At 71.6% G+C, this 18094-nt stretch carries 13 protein-coding genes; 8 read left to right on the top strand and 5 right to left on the bottom strand.

Annotation, left to right across the window (positions count from 1 at the left end):
- Window positions 1-181: 181 nt before the first annotated feature.
- From QOZ89_RS07425 to QOZ89_RS07435, 3 genes are all read right to left on the bottom strand, one after another.
- Window positions 182-937: a TetR family transcriptional regulator gene (locus QOZ89_RS07425; protein WP_083419228.1), complete on the bottom strand. Its 756-nt coding sequence runs from the start codon at window positions 935-937 to the stop codon at window positions 182-184.
- A 159-nt stretch (window positions 938-1096) separates the two neighbouring features.
- Complete coding sequence (locus tag QOZ89_RS07430) at window positions 1097-2857, bottom strand: ABC transporter ATP-binding protein (protein WP_071051088.1); 1761 nt, start codon at window positions 2855-2857, stop codon at window positions 1097-1099.
- On the bottom strand, window positions 2854-4785 hold the full coding sequence (locus QOZ89_RS07435; protein ID WP_312623368.1) for an ABC transporter ATP-binding protein: 1932 nt from the start codon (window positions 4783-4785) through the stop codon (window positions 2854-2856). The genes QOZ89_RS07430 and QOZ89_RS07435 overlap by 4 nt, the downstream gene beginning before the upstream one ends.
- A gap of 146 nt (window positions 4786-4931) precedes the next feature.
- Between QOZ89_RS07435 and QOZ89_RS07440 the strand changes: the two genes are divergently transcribed.
- Window positions 4932-6455: an MFS transporter gene (locus QOZ89_RS07440; protein ID WP_083419230.1), complete on the top strand. Its 1524-nt coding sequence runs from the start codon at window positions 4932-4934 to the stop codon at window positions 6453-6455.
- 109 nt (window positions 6456-6564) lie between these two features.
- Here QOZ89_RS07440 and QOZ89_RS07445 read toward each other — a convergent pair whose 3' ends face one another.
- Window positions 6565-7173: a hypothetical protein gene (locus tag QOZ89_RS07445; protein ID WP_312623370.1), complete on the bottom strand. Its 609-nt coding sequence runs from the start codon at window positions 7171-7173 to the stop codon at window positions 6565-6567.
- Window positions 7174-7526: 353 nt separating this feature from the next.
- Here QOZ89_RS07445 and QOZ89_RS07450 point away from each other — a divergent pair, with 353 nt between their 5' ends.
- Together QOZ89_RS07450 and QOZ89_RS07455 are read left to right on the top strand one after the other, a co-directional pair.
- On the top strand, window positions 7527-8687 hold the full coding sequence (locus QOZ89_RS07450) for a sensor histidine kinase (RefSeq protein ID WP_312623371.1): 1161 nt from the start codon (window positions 7527-7529) through the stop codon (window positions 8685-8687).
- A complete protein-coding gene (locus tag QOZ89_RS07455; protein ID WP_312623372.1) occupies window positions 8684-9364 on the top strand; it encodes a response regulator in 681 nt (226 codons plus the stop codon). Before QOZ89_RS07450 ends, QOZ89_RS07455 begins: the two co-directional genes overlap by 4 nt.
- 221 nt (window positions 9365-9585) lie before the next feature.
- On the opposite strand, the gene QOZ89_RS07460 is transcribed toward QOZ89_RS07455, so the two are convergent.
- Window positions 9586-10227, bottom strand: a complete 642-nt coding sequence (locus tag QOZ89_RS07460) for an SIP domain-containing protein (RefSeq protein ID WP_312623373.1) — start codon at window positions 10225-10227, stop codon at window positions 9586-9588.
- A gap of 579 nt (window positions 10228-10806) precedes the next feature.
- Here QOZ89_RS07460 and QOZ89_RS07465 point away from each other — a divergent pair.
- The 5 genes from QOZ89_RS07465 (at window position 10807) to QOZ89_RS07485 (ending at window position 17971) form a co-directional block, all read left to right on the top strand.
- Window positions 10807-12741, top strand: a complete 1935-nt coding sequence (locus QOZ89_RS07465; protein WP_083419231.1) for an ABC transporter ATP-binding protein — start codon at window positions 10807-10809, stop codon at window positions 12739-12741.
- Window position 12742: 1 nt separating this feature from the next.
- Window positions 12743-14476 carry an ABC transporter ATP-binding protein gene (locus QOZ89_RS07470; RefSeq protein ID WP_312623374.1) on the top strand — a complete coding sequence of 578 codons (1734 nt, stop codon included), beginning with the start codon at window positions 12743-12745 and terminating at the stop codon, window positions 14474-14476.
- Between the two features lie 429 nt (window positions 14477-14905).
- Window positions 14906-15145, top strand: a complete 240-nt coding sequence (locus tag QOZ89_RS07475) for an acyl carrier protein (RefSeq protein ID WP_071051094.1) — start codon at window positions 14906-14908, stop codon at window positions 15143-15145.
- 2 nt (window positions 15146-15147) lie between these two features.
- The gene (gene mbtM / locus QOZ89_RS07480; protein ID WP_312623375.1) at window positions 15148-16824 is read left to right on the top strand and encodes a long-chain-fatty acid--ACP ligase MbtM; all 1677 of its coding nucleotides are present in this window, start codon (window positions 15148-15150) and stop codon (window positions 16822-16824) included.
- Window positions 16814-17971, top strand: coding sequence for an acyl-CoA dehydrogenase family protein (locus QOZ89_RS07485; RefSeq protein WP_071051095.1), 1158 nt, complete (start codon window positions 16814-16816; stop codon window positions 17969-17971). The genes mbtM and QOZ89_RS07485 overlap by 11 nt, the downstream gene beginning before the upstream one ends.
- The last annotated feature ends 123 nt before the right edge of the window (window positions 17972-18094 follow it).

Raw genomic sequence — 18094 nt, forward strand, 5'->3', positions numbered from 1 at the left:
CCCCCCCCCCCCCCCGGCCCGCGGCCCCTCGGGCCGGCCCGCCCCCCCCCCCCCCCCCCCCCCCCCCCCCCCCCCCCCCGCCACCAGGCCCGTCCCGTTCGTCGCCGTGGGCGCGGCTCTGCTCGCCGCTGTGGGCGCCGGCTGCTCCCGCGCTCGCCCGGGGGCGGTGTCGCGGCCTACGTCACGATCCGGGTGACTCCGTCATGACGGAGTCCGCCGAGCCTTCTCGTGGGTCCGTGCCACTCGCCTGTCCCGCGCCCGCGCGCAGGTCGGCCTCGAGGCCGGAGAGCAGGCATTCGATGGTGTACCGGTAGAGCGTGGCGCGGCTGGCGTCCGGATCCTGCGCCCAGGACCGCAGCCAGGGCTGCATCGTGGCCCAGCCCGCGCCGGCGCCCGGCGGCGCGGCCATGGTCTGGAGAGTGGTCGCGGCGGCGGCACGACCGTGCCCGGCGAGAGCGCGGTCGTCGTCGAGGGCGACGAGCAGGATGGCGCTGTTGAGCAGCGTGGCGTAGGCGAGCGGCGCACGGTCGCCGAACCCCGCGGCGGCAAGCAGACCGATGCCCCGATCCATGATCGGTAGGGCGGACGGGACGGTGGCACCGTCCCGGCACAGCCGGCGGGCGACCCCGACGTAGCGGCCGACGATGCCCCGGCTGGGGTAGAGGAACGCGCGGAACCAGTCCTGCCAGCCGAGGTCGGCGGGCGGGTTCGGCATCATCGCCACGACCCGCTCCACGACGGCGTCCAGAATCGCCTCCCGGTCGCCGACGTGGTAGGCGATCGTGTTCGGCCAGACCTCGAGGGCGTGGGCGAGGTCGCGGATGCTCCAGCCGTCCAGGCCGCGCTCCCGGGTCAGTTCCAGCGCGGCGTCGATCACCCGGTCCGGGGTGAGCCTGACCCTGGTACCGACGTCCGTTCCTCGACCGCGCTCCGCCACAGATGTCACGTTCCCACACCCGGCCGAGGCCGGACCCGAGACCGGCCGCGGGGGCCGGCCGATGGACCGACCGTCGGCACCGACTGCTGGAGACCGGCCGCGGGGAGACCGACCGCCGGGCCGGTCGGTCCCGGCCGTCGGCTCGGTTGTGGCGACGGCTCAGTCCCCGCCGGTGGCCGCTCCGGCGGCGACACGGGTGCCGAGGTGCCAACCCGCCGCGCGCTGGCGTTGCCGCCAGAACGCGGCGTAGCGGCCGTCGTTCGCCAGCAGCTCGGCGTGGGTGCCGCGCTCGGCGATGCGGCCGCCGTCCAGGACGAGGATCTGGTCGGCGTGGGCGACGGTGGTGAGCCGGTGGGCGACGACGAACACCGTGCGGGCCAGCGTGAGGGCGGCCAACGCGGAGGTGATCGCGGCCTCGTTCTCCGGGTCGACGGCGGCGGTGGCCTCGTCGAGCAGCACGATCGGGGCGTCCTTGAGCAGGGCGCGGGCGATCGAGACCCGCTGGCGCTCCCCTCCGGACAGCGAGGCGCCGCCCTCGCCGACCTGGGTCTCCCAGCCGTCCGGCAGCCGGTCGACGATCTCGTCGACGCGGGCGAGCCGGGCCGCCTCGCGCAGCTCGGCGTCGGTGGCGTCGGGGCGGGCCAGCCGGATGTTGTCGGCGATGCTGCCCTCGAAGAGGTAGACGTCCTGGAAGACCGGCGCGACCAGGGCGCCGCGCTGCTCCGCGGTCAGCGCCCGCAGGTCGACGCCGCCGACGCCGATGCCGCCGGCGTCGACGTCGAGGAAGCGGGCGAGCAGCCACAGCAGGGTGGTCTTGCCGGCCCCGGACGATCCCACGATGGCCGTCGTGGTGCCGGCCTCGGCGGTGAAGCTGATCCCGGACAGGACCGGGCGGTCGTGGTCATACCCGAAGCTGACGTCGTCGACATCGACGCGGTGCCCGTCGACCGGGGTGGGGCGGTCGGGCTCGGGCAGGGGAGCGGTCGCCAGGACCTCGTCGATGCGGGTGAGGCTTGCCCTGGCCGCGCGCAGCGTGGCGCCGTACTCGGCCGCGGCGGCCAGCGGCTCGGCGAACCGGGCCAGCAGCACCAGCAGGGCGACCAGCTCGGCCGTCCGGTCGCTGTCACGTAGGGCGAGGGCCGTGCCGAGCAGGATGAGCGCGGTGAACACGAGCTGGACGGTGAGGGCGTTCGCGCCAAGCGCTGGCAGGGTGCGGCCGAGCTGGCGGCGACCGGCGGCGTGCTGCGCGCGCAGCGCGTCGTCGAGCTGGGCGTAGCCGTCGCCGGACCGCCCGGCGCCGCGCAGCACCGGCTGCAGGCGGGCGAACTCGACGACGCGGTCGGCGGCCTCGACGCCGGTGGCGTGCAGCTGCTCGTCGACGCTGGCGGCGCGCCGCGCGGCCCACGAGAACACCGCGAACACCAGCGGGACGGCGGCCAGCGCGCCCAGCCCGAGCCGCCAGTCGAGGATCAGGACGCCGGCGACGACGGTGAGCGGGGTGACCGCGGCCGAGACGATCGGCTGGAACATGTGCGCGGGCAGTCCCATGATGTCGACGATGCCCTTGCAGGTCAGCTGCCCGATGGCGCCGACGCGGTTGCCGCTGAACCAGCCGATCGGCAGGTCGGTCAGGTGGTCGCCCAGCCGGTGGTGCAGGGTGCGCGCGAGCAGGTGCCCGAGCCGGAACCCCAGCTGCTGCTGGACGTAGGACGCCAGCCAGCCGACCACCACCACCGAGGCGAGCACCGCGAACCAGCGCGCGGCGCCGCCGGTGTCGCCGCGTAGCAGGTCGCGCAGCACCGGCACCAGCAGCACGTAGGCCACGCCCTGCAGCACGTTGTAGAGGACGAGGGCGGCGAGGTAGCGCAGGTAGTCGCCGCGGTGCTCGGAACCGAGCACCCTGCCCAGCTGCCGGATCACCGCGCCACCTCCGTGTCGGTCCTGTCCGTGTCGGTCCTGTCCGTGTCGGTCCTGCCGCCGTCGTTCGGCGTGTCCGTCGTCGTGGTGCCTGTCGTCTGGGCCGCCCACAGCTGGGCGTAGCGGCCGCCGGCCGCGACCAGCTCCGGGTGCCGGCCGCGCTCGACGACCCGTCCCGTGTCGAGGACCAGGATCTGGTCGGCGGCGGTGATGCTGGCCAGGCGGTGCGCGATCACCAGCACCGTGCGCCCGGCGGCCACGGCGGACAGCGCGTCCTGGATCGCGGCCTCCGACTCCGGGTCCGCCCACGAGGTCGCCTCGTCGAGGACGAGGACGGGGGTGTCGGCCACCAGGGCACGGGCGATCGTGACCCGCTGTGCCTCGCCGCCCGAGAGATGGGCGTCCTCGCCTATCACCGAGTCGTAGCCGCGGGGCAGCACGCTGATCACGTCGTGGACCTGGGCCGCGATGGCGGCCTCGACGACCCGTTCGCGGGTCGTTCCCGGCCGGGCCAGCGCGATGTTGTCGCGCACGCTGACCCGCAGCAGCCCGACGTCCTGCGTCACGAACCCGACCTGCCGGTACAGCCGCTCGGTGCCGACGTCCCGCACGTCCACGCCGCCCAGCAGGACGGCGCCGCGGTCCGGGTCGGCGAAGCGGGGCAGCAGGCTGGCCAGCGTCGACTTGCCCGCGCCGGACGGGCCGACGAGCGCCGTCACCGTGCCCGGCTCGAGCACCGCGTCGACGCCGTCGAGGACGCGGACGCGGTCGTCGTAACCGAACGACACGTCCCGCAGCTCGACCCGGTGTCCCGCCGGCTCGCGCGGCCGTTCCGGCTCGGTGACGACCGGGGTCGCCAACAGGGAGGCGATGGCGGTGGCGGCGCCGCGGGCAAACTGCAGCGCCGTGGCGGAGTGCTCCAGGTTCAGCAGCGGCCCGGCGAGCCCGATGCCCAGAACGACGAAGGGCACCACGTCGGCGGGCGCGCACCAGCCGGCCTGGGTGAACCCGATGCCGGCACCGAGGATCACCAGCAGCATCGTCGGCCCGGAGACCGCGGCCATCGTGATCGCGAACGGCCGCAGCATGGGCTTCGTCCAGCCCTCGAAGGCGTCGGCGAACGCGTCTGTCTCGCGCAGGAACCGGGCGTGCGCCCGCCGCGCCTGCCCGAAGGCCTTCACCACGGCGATGCCGCGTACGAACTCCACCGCGGCGGCGTTGATCCGCCCGAGCGCCGCGACGTAGGTGGCCATCTGCTCGCCGTAGCCCTTCGTCATCCGCCCGTAGGAGAACGCGAAGAACACCAGCGGCACCAGCGTGACCAGCGCGAGCCGCCAGTCCGCCCAGAACAGGTAGCCGAGCACCACCAGCGGCGTGACGGCGGCGCCGACGAAGTCGTTCGCGGCGTGGGCCACGAGCGTGTGCAGGGCCGACACCTGGTCCTGCACCGCCGTCTTCACGACGCCGCTGGAGCGCTGGTCGAACCAGCCCAGCTGGGCCCGTCCCAGCCGTCGCGCCAGGCGCGTGCGCAGGTCGAACGTCAGGTCGTTGTCGGCGTGGTGGCTGATCGCCCCGGCCGCGCCGACCAGCGCGAAGCGCGCCACGAACGCGGCGACCGCCACGAGCACGATCGTCCACGCCCGGCCGTGGTCGACCGGGGCGCGCAGCAGGGTGCTCGCCAGCTCGCCGATGCACACGTACGGAACGACCGCCGCCACGGAGCCGGCGGCCTGGCACACCGCCGCGACGACCAGCCGCCCGCGTACCGGTCCGAGCAGGGTGCCCAGAGCCGCGGGCGGAGGGTCCTGCCCGCCGGACGGTGTCGACGGCCCTGTCGGGGCCTCGGTCTCGGCGGCCGCGTCGGCGTCGGCGTCGGCCCGCCCGGCGGCAGTGGCCCGCGGCCCGGCCGTGGCCGGTGGCGTCTCGGCCATCGGTTTCCCCCTTCGTCTCGCGGGTGCCCGGGTGAACGCCCGCCCTTGTCGATCAACAAGTTTCAGGTTAGGTTAGCCTAACTGGACGCTGTCCAATAGACCTGAGACCGGTTTTCTTCCGCCGCACTCCGCCGAAGAGAGGCGCCATGTCCATCTCGGAGCCACCCGACACCGCCGTGGCGAGCCAGCACGCCGTTGAGCCCGAGTCCGGGCCCGGCGCCAGCGAGGCCGCGCCCGCGCCCGTACCCGCGCGGGCAGGGCTCGTGCTCGCGGTCGTCTGCCTCTGTCAGCTGATGGTGGTGCTCGACATCTCGGTGGTGAACGTCGCGCTGCCGTCCATCCGCGCCGACCTGGGGTTCAGTGAGAGCGGCCTGCAATGGGTGGTGAACGCCTACACGCTCACCTTCGGCGGGCTGCTGCTGCTCGGCGGCCGGCTCGCCGACCTGGCCGGCCAGCGCCGCGCGGCCGTCGCCGGGCTGGGCCTGTTCGGGATCACGTCACTGCTCGGCGGGCTCGCCCAGAACCCGGGGGAACTGATCGCGGCGCGGGCCGCGCAGGGTGTGGCCGGCGCGGTGCTGCTGCCGGTCAGCCTCACCGTCATCACCACCACCTTCGCCGAGGGGGCGGCGCGGCACCGGGCGCTCGCGGTCTGGGGCGCCGTGGCGGGCGCCGGCAGCGCGGTCGGCGTCCTGCTGGGCGGCGTGCTCACCGAGTACCTGAACTGGCGGTGGGTCCTGTTCGTCAACGTCCCGATCGCCGCGGTCGCCATCCCGCTCGCCGCGACCTGCATCGGCAACCTGCGCACGGCCCGTCGGCCCCGCCTGGACGTCGCCGGCGCGGTGCTGGCCACGGCCGCGATGGTGGTGCTGGTCTACGGGGTGGTGCGCACAGACACCTACGCGTGGGGCTCGTCGCGGACGCTCGGCACGCTCGGGGTCGCGGCGGTGCTCGCGGTGGCGTTCGTGCTCGTCGAGCGGCGGGTCGCCGCGCCGCTGGTCCGGTTGGGGATCCTGCGGACCCGGTCGCTGTCGGTGGCCTGTGTCGTCATCTTTCTCGTCGCCTGCGGCCAGTTCGGCGCGTTCTACTTCGCCTCGCTGTACCTGCAGGGCGTGCTCGAATACAGCCCACTGCGGACGGGGCTGGCGTTCGTGCCCTTCGCCCTGGGCGTGATCGCCGGCACGATCGTGGCCGGGCGCCTGATGTCCCGGGTCGGTCCGCGCCCGCTGCTGGTCAGCGGGCTGGCGCTGGGCGCGGTCGGGATGGGCTGGTTCGGCTGGGTCAGCCCGGACGGCAGCTTCGCCGCGGACCTGCTCGGCCCCTCCCTGGTCACCTCGGTGGGCCTCGGGCTGTGCATGGTCACTAACACGGCCGCCGGCACCACCGGCGTCGCGCGCGAGGAGGCCGGGCTGGCCTCGGGCCTGCTGAACGCGGCCCGGCAGTGCGGGGGAAGCATCGGCCTGGCGGTGCTCGTCACCGTCGCGGCCACCGTCACCCGCCACCAGGCCGACCCGGCCAGCCCGGCCGCCGTCACCACCGGCTACGACCGCGCCTTCCTCATCGCCGGCATCCTCATCGGCGTCGCCGCGCTGGCCGCCTTCACGCTGCTGCCGTCCCGCCCCCGCGACCGGGCCGCCGGCGACCAGCCGGTCAGCGCCCAGGCGTCGGCCTAGACGCCGAGGCGCCTGCCGGTGTCCGTCCCCCCGGGCGGACACCGGCAAGCGCCGGTGGACCATGCGTGCCGCGCCTCACCAGCCGAGGGAGGTCGCCGGGCAAGGCCCGTCAGGCTGTGGGGACGGCCGCCGCCACGGGCGCGGTCCGAGGCCGCAGGGTGGCGAGCCCGGCGGCGGCCAGGCCGAGTCCGATGACCGTCTCCGTGCCGGAAAGCGGAAGCGCGGGGCACAGGCCGACGACGACCAGTGCCCAGCCGGCCCAGCGAGCGAGGACCTTCGCGCGCAGGGTGGCGATCCCGAGCAGTAGGAAGGCCAGGTTGCTGACCCAGGCCAGCAGGAAGCCGAGCCCGAGCCGGCCACCTGCGTTGCCGTCGAGGATCGCGGGCGCCTGCTCGGCGATGGAGGGCGCGATGAACAGATCGGCGAACACGATGCCGCCGTTGAGGACGAGGGCGGCCATCGTCAGCGCGACGGCGACGAGGCCGAAGGCCCGGAGTCGGTCGGCCTGTCGCGCGTAGAGCGCGACGACGCCCCAGGTGAGCAGCACGATCCCGAGCAGGCGCAGCGCGGCGGTCAGCGCGAAGGCACCGGTCGTGACCTCCTGGGAAAACTCGTTCGAGGCGTAGTCGGGCGGCAGAAGGTTGAGAAACGCGCCGATCGCGAGCAATACGCCGCCGACGATCGTGGCCCACGAGCCGGCGCGGGCGAACATTTCCATGATGTGACTACCTTTCGACGCGGTGCGGGCGGGCTGGAGCAGCCGGATGGCCGGGTGTGGCCCAGGCCGGTCGGTCATCGCGAAGCCGGCGCTCGGCCGGCCGAAACCCCCGGCCGGCCGAAACCCCCGGCCGGTCGAAAACTCAGGACGGTTGAAATCCCTGGCCGGTCGGAAACCTGGCCGGCTCCGGCGGGCCACACGCCGCCTGGGTTGGTCAGGCGATACCGTGCACGCTAGGAAATGGTTGCTTCGCCGTCGTCAGTATCAAGGCGGGTCTTGCGTGCCCGGGCGGGGGAGGCGGGGTCTGCCGCAAGGCAGACGTCCTGCCTGGTCGATCTCGCTAAGGTGCGGGTATGCGGGGAGCCTGGGTCGTTCGAACCGTCCGCCGTTTCGTGCGGGCACCCGCGGCGGACGTCGTCCTGGCCGCCGCGGTGGCCGGCAATGGCCTGTTCGACGCGCTCAAGGGACCAGACTGGCCGCCGGACGCGTCCCGTCCGGCAATCGCGGTCCTGGCGCTGATCTCGGCCGGATGTCTGGCCTTGCGACGGCGCCGGCCGCTGCTGGCATTTACCGGGATCATGGCCCCGTTGACGGCCATCCTGGTGGTCTTCGGCCATTACGAGAATGGCTGGTCGCTGCTTGTCGCGCTCGTCGCGGCCTATTCGGTCGGGGTGCACGGCACGAATCCGCCGTATGCCGGTGCCGTCATGGTGTGCTTCGCCGCCGCGATGGGCCTGCGTCAGCCTTCCGGCGACGCGTACCCGGACATGGTGTTCGCCGCCGTGGCGGTCGCCCTGCCGTTCACCGTGGGGTTGACCGTACGCGCGCTACGCGGGCGTAGCCGCCTGCTGGAACAGCGGGCGCACGCACTGGAACAGGAGCAGGAACAGCTCGCCGCCGTCGCCGTCGCGGCGGAACGCCGCCGGATCGCCCGCGAGCTCCATGACATCATCTCCCACGGTCTGGGCATCGTGGTGCTCCAGGCCGGCGTCGTCGAGCAGGTCCTCGAACGTGATCCCGCCAAGGCACGGGCGGCACTGGCGTTGATTCGCGCCACCGGGCAGGAGGCGATCGGGGAGATGGGGACGCTCGTCGGCCTCATCCGCGACGACACGCGGGCCCCGCTGGACCCCCAGCCCACGCTGGCCGACCTCGACCGGCTGGTCGCGACCACCCGGGCGCTCGGGCTGCCGGTCCGGGTCGTGACCGAGGGGCCGCCCGACAGGCTGCCCGCCGCGGTCGAGCTGTCGGCGTACCGGGTCGTTCAGGAGAGCCTGACCAACGCGCTCAAGCACGCCGGGAAAGCCCAGGTGGCCGTCGTGCTGCGATATCGGCCGCACGACCTGGAGGTCGAGGTCTCCGACGACGGCGCCGACGGCCGGCAGGGCACGGGCGGCAGGCACGGCCTCACCGGGCTGAAGGAACGGGTGGCGGTCTTCGGCGGGCGGTTCGAGGCCGGCCGCGGCGAGTCCGGGGGCTGGACGGTGCGAGCGTCGTTCCCCACCGCCCGATGACCCGGGTGCTTCTCGTCGACGACCAGGCCGTCGTCCGTACCGGCCTGCGCACGATTCTGGAATGCCATGACGACATCGAGGTCGTCGGCGAGGCGGCCGACGGTCGGGAAGCCATCACGCTGACCGCCGCGCTCGATCCCGACGTCGTCATCATGGACATCCGGATGCCGGTCCTGGACGGCATCGAAACGACCCGCCGGCTGGTCCGCGCCGGAGCCCGCGGCAGGATCGTCATGCTCACCACTTACGGGCTCGACGAATATGTGTACGCGGCGCTGCGCGCCGGAGCCGCCGGTTTCCTGCTCAAGACCGACCCGCCGATCCGGCTGGTGGAAGCGGTCCGGGTCGTGGCCGGCGGCGACGCGCTGCTCGGGCCGGAGACCACCCGTCGACTCATCGAACGTTTTCTCTCCGGCCCCCCACCCGACGCGCAGGTTCCGCCCGAGCTGGCGACGCTGACCGGCCGCGAGCGGGAAGTTCTCGGACTGGTCGCCCGGGGGCTGTCCAACCAGGAGATAGCGGGAGCCCTGTACATCGGCGAGGGCACCGTTAAGACACACGTCGCCCGCGTCCTGGCCAAGCTACGGCTGCGAGACCGCGTACAGGCCGTCGTCTACGTCTACGAATGCGGCCTCATCCGGCCAGGCCAGGCCGCGAATCCCGCCGACGATTCCTGACCTCGCGAACGCGTCTGGCGACCCGCGCCGGGCCTGGACGCGTCATGGCGCGACCCGGGCTGGGCCTGGTCGCCATCCGGCTGTACGCGGGCGGGCGGGCGCGGTGGGACGGGCGGAGCCGGCCGTCCGGATGGCTGAGCCAGGTCACCCACGCGGTCCCGCCGAGGAGATGGCCGCCAACCAGGATGCGGAACGGCCACCATCCGGGGACATGTATCGCGTTACTTCCAGTACGCCTGCGCCTTGATGGAGTGCTTCGGCAGCGCGCGCTGGCCGCGGATTGTTTGCGTGATCGATCGTGTGGTCAGGCCGTCGCAGCCGATCCATGCGAAAGCGTCGGGCGGACAGGTGATCTGTTCGGCGGCCTCGCGCAGGAGTTGACCGTCGTTGATCCGTTCGAGCCAGGTGACGGTGGCCATGTCGCTCGCATGCACCGGGATGTCCTTGTCGGATTCGTGTTGCCACTCCAGCCAGACTCGGGCCGGCGTGTCGCCGATCGCGTCGAGCAGTGAGTTGATTGCCGGCAGCGACGCGGTGTCGCCGAAGATGATGAACTCCGACGGGAGCGGATCAGGGAGTCTGAATTTCGAGCCCATCACGGTCGCCTCGATCTCGGTACCGGGCTGGGCCTGCCGCGCCCATCGGGCCGCGGGTCCCTCGTGGATCGCGAACTCGATGTCGAAGGTGTCGTTGTCGGCGTCCGGGTCCACCAGCGTGTAACCGCGCTGTTGCAGGGCCCCGGTGTCGTCTGCGAACCACAGGCGGATCCACTGCGTGGGATGGATGGGGTGATCGGCGAGCAGGCCGCCACCGGTGAAGCCCAGCCGGAGGTAGGAGTCGGTGATCTGCCGGCTGGAGGTCACCGTGAGCCGGTAGTCGCTACCACCGAACGCCTTGAGGACCAGACCGTTGAAGCCTTTGCTCATGGCGCTTAGGGTAACCTGACCTAACTTGCGTCTGGAAGATGTGGGGGTTGCCCCAACTCGTGCCCCGAACGCCGGGGTTGCCGGGCGGTCCGTTCGCGGGGACGGCGGCAGCAGGAAGCATCGCGCCGAACACGAGAGCACCGGGCGGGACCAGCGTCGAGCCCTCGCGACGACGACGGACTGAACGGCCTCGCCGACGTTCCTCGGCGAGGCCGAGCCCACGATGCCAGACCTACGGCGGCGAAGACCCCCGACGCTCGTCGGCGCGACGCCGACGACCAGGCGAACGTCGGTCCCGAGCAGGCGGGCGAGCGGGCAAGTTAGGTTAGGTTAAGCTAATTTTGGGTTGAGTGTCGATGGATGGGGCCGCGTGCCGTCCCGTCCTGCTGCTCCAGGAGCCGTCCTCGCGGCCGCCCGGCTGACGCGTGACGCGACCGCCCCGCTTCGCGGGGATCCGCCACGGCGAGACGGCACGTGACACGGTCAGGGCACTGGCCGAGAAATGGGGGGCTGGTGATGGCGCGGAGTTCGCTGAGCGCCGAGGTCGAAGCCGGGGCGCGGCCGCGGACTGCGTCGGCGGCGGTGCGGCCGTCCTCCGGCGGATGGGCGCTGTCGCCGCCGTCCGCGAATCCGCCGCCGGACCGGGCGGCCCTCAAGCAACAGGCCCGACGGGACAAGGCGGCGGCCAAGCAGCTGCTGGCGCCGGTCAGCCGTTCGATCTCCCTGGCTGGACTGCTGGTCGCCGTGGCGGCGGTCTGCGCGGTGGTGCCCCTCGTCCTGATCGTCGAGGCGTGTCGGCGGCTCTCGCGGGAGCCGGTGGACACCGGCACGGTGACCGGTCTGGTGGTCGCGGCCTTTCTCGTCCTGGCGTTTCGTGGGCTACTGCAGGTGATCGGACTGGTCTGGGCGCACCAGATCGACGCGGGCTTCCAGCTGTCGCTGCGCCGGCAGTTGGCCGCCAAGCTTTCCCGGGTGCCCCTGGGGTGGTTCACCGAACGCAGTTCCGTGCGGGTCAAGCGGCTGCTGGCCGACGACGTCGAGGCGCTGCACTATCTCATCGCCCATGCGCGCCTCGAGTACGTGAACGCGACGGTGACGCCCCTGGTCACCGTCGTCTACCTGTTCGTCGTCGACTGGAAGCTGACCCTGGTTCTCCTGGTCCCGGTGATCGCCTACCTGTTCGCGCTGAACGCCATGATGAGTCCGGCCCACAACGCGCGCCTGGGCCTGTTCAACCGCGGTGAACAGGCCGTGGAGGTCACCACGGTCGAGTTCGTCGACGGCATCTCGGTGGTCCGTGCCTTCGGCCAGACCCGCAAGGCGCACAAGGGCTTTCAGGATGCCGTCGACCGGTACGCCGATGCGCTGAGCGCCTGGAAGCTGCCGATGACCCGCATCCAGTCTTCGGCGGACATCCTGCTGGCGCCGGTGTTCCTGACCCTTGTGGTCACGGCCGCGGCGGTCGGGATGGCCGCTGCCGGCTGGGTCGAGCCGATGGATCTGGTTCCGTTCCTGCTCGTCGGCGTCGGGCTCGGCGCGAGCCTGCTCGGGTTGGCGTATGGCGCCCAGGCGCTACGTGAAGGGGCCTCCGCGGCGACCCGCCTACGCGAGCTGCAGCGCCTGCCCGAACTCGCCACGCCGGTGGAGCGTGACGAGGATGGGCGCGAAGCGGTGGCACCCGGTCCGGGGCATGTCCAGTTCCGCGACGTCGGTTTCGGATACCGGAAGGGCCAGCCGGTGCTGCGCGATGTGAACGTCGAGCTCGCCCCGGGTACCGTGACCGCCCTGGTCGGCCCGAGCGGGTCGGGCAAGTCCACCTTGGCGCGCCTGCTCGCCCGGTTCTACGACGTGACCGACGGCGCGATCCTGATCGACGGGCGCGACGTCCGGGAGCTGCCCCTGGAGGAGCTCTACCGCACTGTCGGGTTCGTCCTGCAGGAGGTGCACCTCATCCGCGGTACGGTGGCCGACAACCTTCGACTGGCACGGCCTGCTGCCACACCGGCCGAGCTCGAGGACGCGGCCCGCACCGCACAGATCCACGACCGCATCGTGGCGCTCCCCCGAGGGTACGACTCGGAGATCGGGGTGGACGCGATCCTCTCCGGTGGCGAGGCACAACGTCTGTCGGTCGCCCGCACGCTGCTCGCCGACAGCCGGGTGCTGGTACTGGACGAGGCCACTGCCTACGCCGACCCGGAGGCCGAGGCGGCCGTCCAGGATGCCCTCGCCTCGCTGATCGCCGACCGCACGGTGCTGGTGATCGCCCATCGGCTGCACACCATCACCGAGGTCGACCAGATCCTGGTCCTGTCCGACGGGCGGATCGTCGAACGCGGTGACCACACGACATTGCGACAGTCCGGCGGGCTGTACCAGCGGCTGTGGCAGGCGAACGAGGAGGCGATGGCGCTCCTCGCCGAGCGGGGCACGCACGAGGAGCTGGTCTGAGATGATCCGCAAGGCCATGGCCCTGGTGCCTGCTGACGCCCGCCGGCCGTTGCCGGCGTATCTGAGCGCGCTCGGCGTCTACAGCGTCGCCCAGGCCGCGGCGTACGTGGTGCTGGTCCCGCTGCTCGAGGGGTTCCTGGACCGCGATTGGGGCACGGCGTCGATCTGGCTGGCGGTGATGGCGGGCGCGGTCGCCATCGCCGCGATCGGTGCCTACCTGCAGTTCATGCAGGGCCTGCGCATCGGTGTCGGCATGCTGCGCGGTGTCTCCACCCGCCTCGGCGACCACCTGAGCACGCTTCCGCTGGGCTGGTTCACCGGTCGCGACTCCGCCGCCGTCGCGCGGGTCGTGGTGGGCGAGGTCCGCGAGGTCCTCGGCATCTTCGCCCACCTGCTCGCCGTTCTGATCACCAGCATCGCGGTCCCCCTGGGCATCGCGGTTGGACTGCTGTTCGTCGACTGGCGCCTCGGTGCGGCCATGCTCCTCGGGCTGCCGGTGATGGCCGTGGTCAACGCCCTCGCCGGGCGCTCCTACCGCGGCGCGGACGACCGGATGCATCGCGCCGCGGCCGAGGCCAACGCACGTGTGCTGGAGTTCGCCGTCGCCCAGTCGGCGCTTCGCGCGTTCGGCGCGGTCGGCAGCGGCACCCGCGCTCTGGACATCGCCCTGGTCAAGCAGCGACGCGCTTCGAAGGCGCTGACCGCGGCGGCCGTGCCGGGCCTTGTGGCCTTCACGCTGGTCGTGCAGCTGGTCTTCCTCATCCTGGTCTACCTGGTGGTCTCCTGGGCCACGGCGGGCGATGTCTCCGCGGCGTCGGCGATCGCGCTCATCGTGGTGACCGCGCGTTTCATCGATCCGCTGACCCAGCTCGCCCACGTCGGGACCGCCGTCCGGGCCGCCTCCGCCGCGGTGGATCGAGTGCACGATCTGCTGGAAGCCGAGGAGCTCCGCGACCCGGAGATCGACGCGCGACCCGCGGACAACTCGATCACCTTCGACAACGTCGGGTTCGGCTACGAGCCGGGTACCCGGGTGGCCCGCGACCAGTCCTTCGTCGTTCCGGCCGGCACGACGACAGCCATCGTGGGGCCCAGTGGCTCGGGCAAGACGACGATGCTCCGCCTGGCCGCCCGGTTCTACGACGTCGACACCGGGGTCATCCGGATCGGCGGTCAGGATGTGCGCGAGATGTCGTTGGAGACCCTCATGGCGCAGATCTCGCCGGTGTTCCAGGACGTCTACCTGTTCAACCAGACGATCGAGGACAACATCCGGATCGGCCGGCCGGACGCCACCGACGCCGAGGTCCGCGAGGCCGCCCGGATCGCCGCGGTAGACGAGATCGTCGAGCGGCTGCCCGACGGCTGGTCGACCGTGGTCGGTGAGCGCGGGGCGAACGTTTCGGGTGGCGAACGGCAACGGATCTCGATCGCGCGGGCGCTGCTCAAGAACGCCCCGATCGTGCTGCTCGACGAGGCGACCAGTGCGCTGGACCCGTACAACGAGGCAGTCGTGGTCCGTGGGATTCGAGAACTCATCGAGGGCAAGACCGTGGTGGTCGTCGCGCACAAACTGTCCACCGTCGCGCACGCCGACCAGATCCTGGTGGTCGAGGATGGCCAGATTGTCGACCGTGGCACCCACACCGAGCTCATCAGGCGCGAAGGGCGCTACGCACAGTTCTGTCGACAGCGAGACCGTGCACGGGGATGGCGGCTTGCGGCAGCGGGGTGAAACGACGCGACACGTGTTTTCGGCCGGCGGACGCAACGCTGCGGCCAGCCTGAGCTTCCCATCATGACCGAAATCTCCTGGTCGCGCATCGGCGCAGGCCGGGCCGTGTGAGCCGGATTTCCGATCATGGTCGGAAGGGGCGAGGTTACGCGCAAATACGGGGGCTCGGGCTAGCCTTCGCGAGAAAGTTAGGTTAGCCTCACCTTCGTAACGCTAGAGCTCGCCGGCACGGCCCGTGCCGCCGGCCGCCTCGCCAGAGAGATCTGGGTCAGCTATCCGGGGGGATTCCGGTGTCTCGGTTTCTGGGAGACGCGTCCCTGCGCGACGTTCTGGAAACAGCCGGACACCCACCTGCGGCAGTCAGCACACGGGCCAGCGAATACCAGACTCGATGAACGGCAATTTCGCAACGAACGACAAGGAGCCGGAATGTCCGATGCGTTGAGTCCGGAGATGGAGCAGATCCTGCGGATCGACCTGCAGGTGGACACCTCGCGCATCACCCGGGAGTCGCACCTTATCGACGAGGTCGGCCTCGACTCGGTCGCCTTCGCCGTGGGGATGGTAGCGATCGAGGACACGTTCGGCGTGGTGTTGTCCGAGGAGGAGATGCTGAACTGCGAGACGGTGGCCGACCTGGAGGACGCCGTCCTCGCGAAGCGAGTCTAAGCGTGGCGCAGGCGAGCGTGGCGCAGGCGAACGGCAATCTGGACGAGATCGCCAGGTCGAGTGATCTGGCCACGACGGTCAGCCGAGCGATGCGCGCCGGAGACGGGACGCTGTCGGTGCTCGACGCGGCGTCCGGCGCATGGGAAACCCGCCCGTGGCGAGAGGTCCATGCCCGCGCCGAACAGATCGCCACGCAGATCCTCACCGAGAGCGAAGGCCGCGAACCGAGCGCCGTCGGCCTGATTGGGGCCCCGACCGTGGATCTGATCGCGGCCATTCAGGGCGCCTGGTTGGCCGGGGTCGCGGTGTCCATTCTCCCCGGTCCGATCCGGGGCGCCGACGAGCAGCGTTGGGCCCAAAGCACCTACGCACGGTTCGTCGGCATCGGTGTGGGCACCGTGCTCGGTTCCGGCAAGCAGCTCACGCCGCTGTCGAAGGTCGACGGGCGGCTGCGGATCGCGCGGGTCGAACAGTACGGGCGAGACGCCGACATCACTGGCTTCGTCGGGCGTCACGTCGGTCCCGACGCCGCGGCCGTGCTGCAGGGCACCGCCGGCTCGACCGGCGAACCCAAGACGGCGGTCATGTCGGCCGCGGCCGTCCGCAGCAACATCGCGGAGCTGGTCGCGCGTCTCGAACTGCGTCCCACCCACGACGTCGAACTGAGCTGGCTGCCCATGTACCACGACATGGGGCTGATCGTCGTGATCGTCGCCATGGCCACCGGTACTCCACTGTGGATCGCGCCCAGTTCCGCCTTCGTGACGGCACCTTTCAAGTGGCTGCAGTGGCTCACCGAGTCCCGGGCCACCATCACCGCGGCGCCCAACTTCGCCTACGACATCGTGGGTAGGTACGGGCGCCGGGTCGAGAACGCCGACCTGTCGCACCTGCGATACGTGATCAGCGGTGGCGAACCGATTGACGCGGACGCGTTCGACGCCTTCCTCGACGTGGCGGCCAAGTTCGGGCTCGACCGCGACGCGGCCGCGCCGGCCTACGGCATGGCCGAATCGACATGCGCGGTCACCATGCCCGCGCCCGGCGAGGGCGCGCAGTACGACGAGGTGACCGTCACCTCACCCGAGGATGGTGGTCACCCCGTCCGCCGTCGATACGCGATACTCGGCGGGCCGCTGGGCGGGATGCAGGTCCGCATCGTCGAGGCGAATGGTGTCGACATCCCCCGGATCGACAATCGGGATGTAGGACACGTCGAGATCCGCGGCACGTCGATGATGACGGGCTATCTGGGGCACGCGCCGCTCGGCGACGGTGAATGGTTTCCCACCGGCGACCTTGGCTACCTCGTCGGCGACCGTCCGGTGATCTGTGGCCGGGCCAAGGAAATCGTCGTCGTCGCTGGTCGCAACCTGTTTCCCGTGGAGATCGAGCGGTGCGTGGCGAGTGTGCGCGGTGTCCGCGGCGGCCGTGTGGTGGCGGTGGCGCTTGACGGGGCGTCAGCCCGCCCCGGGTTGGTGATCGTAGCCGAGTTCCGCGGCGGCGACCCCGAGTCCGCCCGCCGCGAGGTGATCGCCGCGGTGGCCTCCGAGTGCGGTGTCGTCCCGGCCGACGTGGTGTTCGTGAGACCCAGTGCGCTGCCGCTGACCACCTCCGGCAAGCTGCGCCGCCTGGAGACCAGGAAACTACTCGAGTCGGGATGTTGGAATGACGGTTGACGCGTCGGTCGAAGGCTACCGGGACCTGCTGAAGTCCGTATTCGACGACCAGGTGCGAGAGTGGGTGGCCGAGGCGGAGGCCACCCGGCGGTTCCCGCGCCTGTTGCTGCGACGGATGGGGGCCGCCGGGGTCTTCGCCGAGAAATGGGGTGATCGCACCACTCCCGACCTCGCCAAGCTCAACGAGTTGTCCTACACACTCGGCCGGCTGGGATCGGCAGGGGTCAGTGTCGGCGTCAGCCTGCACGACTCGGCGATCTCGATCATGCGCCGCTTCGGCCGATCCGCGATGCTGAAGTCGGTGGCAGAACAGGCGATCCGCGGTGAAGCAGTGCTCTGCCTGGCCGCCTCCGAGTCGTCCGGTGGATCCGACCTGCAGATCGTCGAAACGGAGGTGTGCACCGAGGGTGACGGGTTGCGGGTGAAGGGCCGCAAGAAGTTCGTCTCGCTGTCACCACTCGCCGACTACATCCTGGTCGTCGCCCGCAGCGTGAACCATGATCCATCGAGCCGGCACGGCAGCGTCGCCCTCGTGCTGGTACCCACCGGCAAGGTCACCATCATGCCGCCCTACGCCACGGTGAGCGCCGGGCCGCTCGAGACGTCGGCCGTGGAGATCGACACCTGGGTGCCGGCCGACCATCTGATCGCTCGGGCCGGGACGGGCCTGGCAGTGGTGAGCTGGGGGCTGGCCCACGAGCGTCTTTCCGTCGCCGGGCAGGTCGCCGCATCCTGCGATCAGGTGCTGGGCATCACGCTGGCCAGAATGCAGGAGCGTACCCAGTTCGGCAAGAAGCTGATCGACCACCAGGCGTTGCGGCTGCGGGTGGCGGACCTGCAGGCGCGGGTGGACATGCTTCGGTACGCGCTGACCGGGATCGCCGCCGGCGGGCAGCTGGACCTCCGCACCGCGGCGGCGATGAAGGTGTCAGCGGCCCGCCTTGGCGAGGAGGTCATCGGTGAATGCATGCATATCTTCGGTGGCTCGGCGTTCCTCACCGACGAGACGCCGTTGGCGCGCTGGTGGCGTGACATGAAGCTCGCCCGCGTCGGCGGAGGCACCGACGAAGTCCTCTGGGAGCTCGTCGCGGCGGCGATGAAGCCGGACGTCGAGGGTTATCGGGCGTTCTCCGCCGCTATCAGCTGACGGCAACGGACAGCGTCCGGAACAAGCGGACGAACGGGCGCGTCCGCGCGGCCAGCACGCCGGCGTCCGTGGGCAGCTCGTGCGGCGTATACCAACCGTCACCGTCGGGCCGCCGACCGGCTC

It is taken from the genome of Pseudofrankia coriaricola (assembly GCF_032027725.1).
GTDB lineage: Bacteria > Actinomycetota > Actinomycetes > Frankiales > Frankiaceae > Pseudofrankia.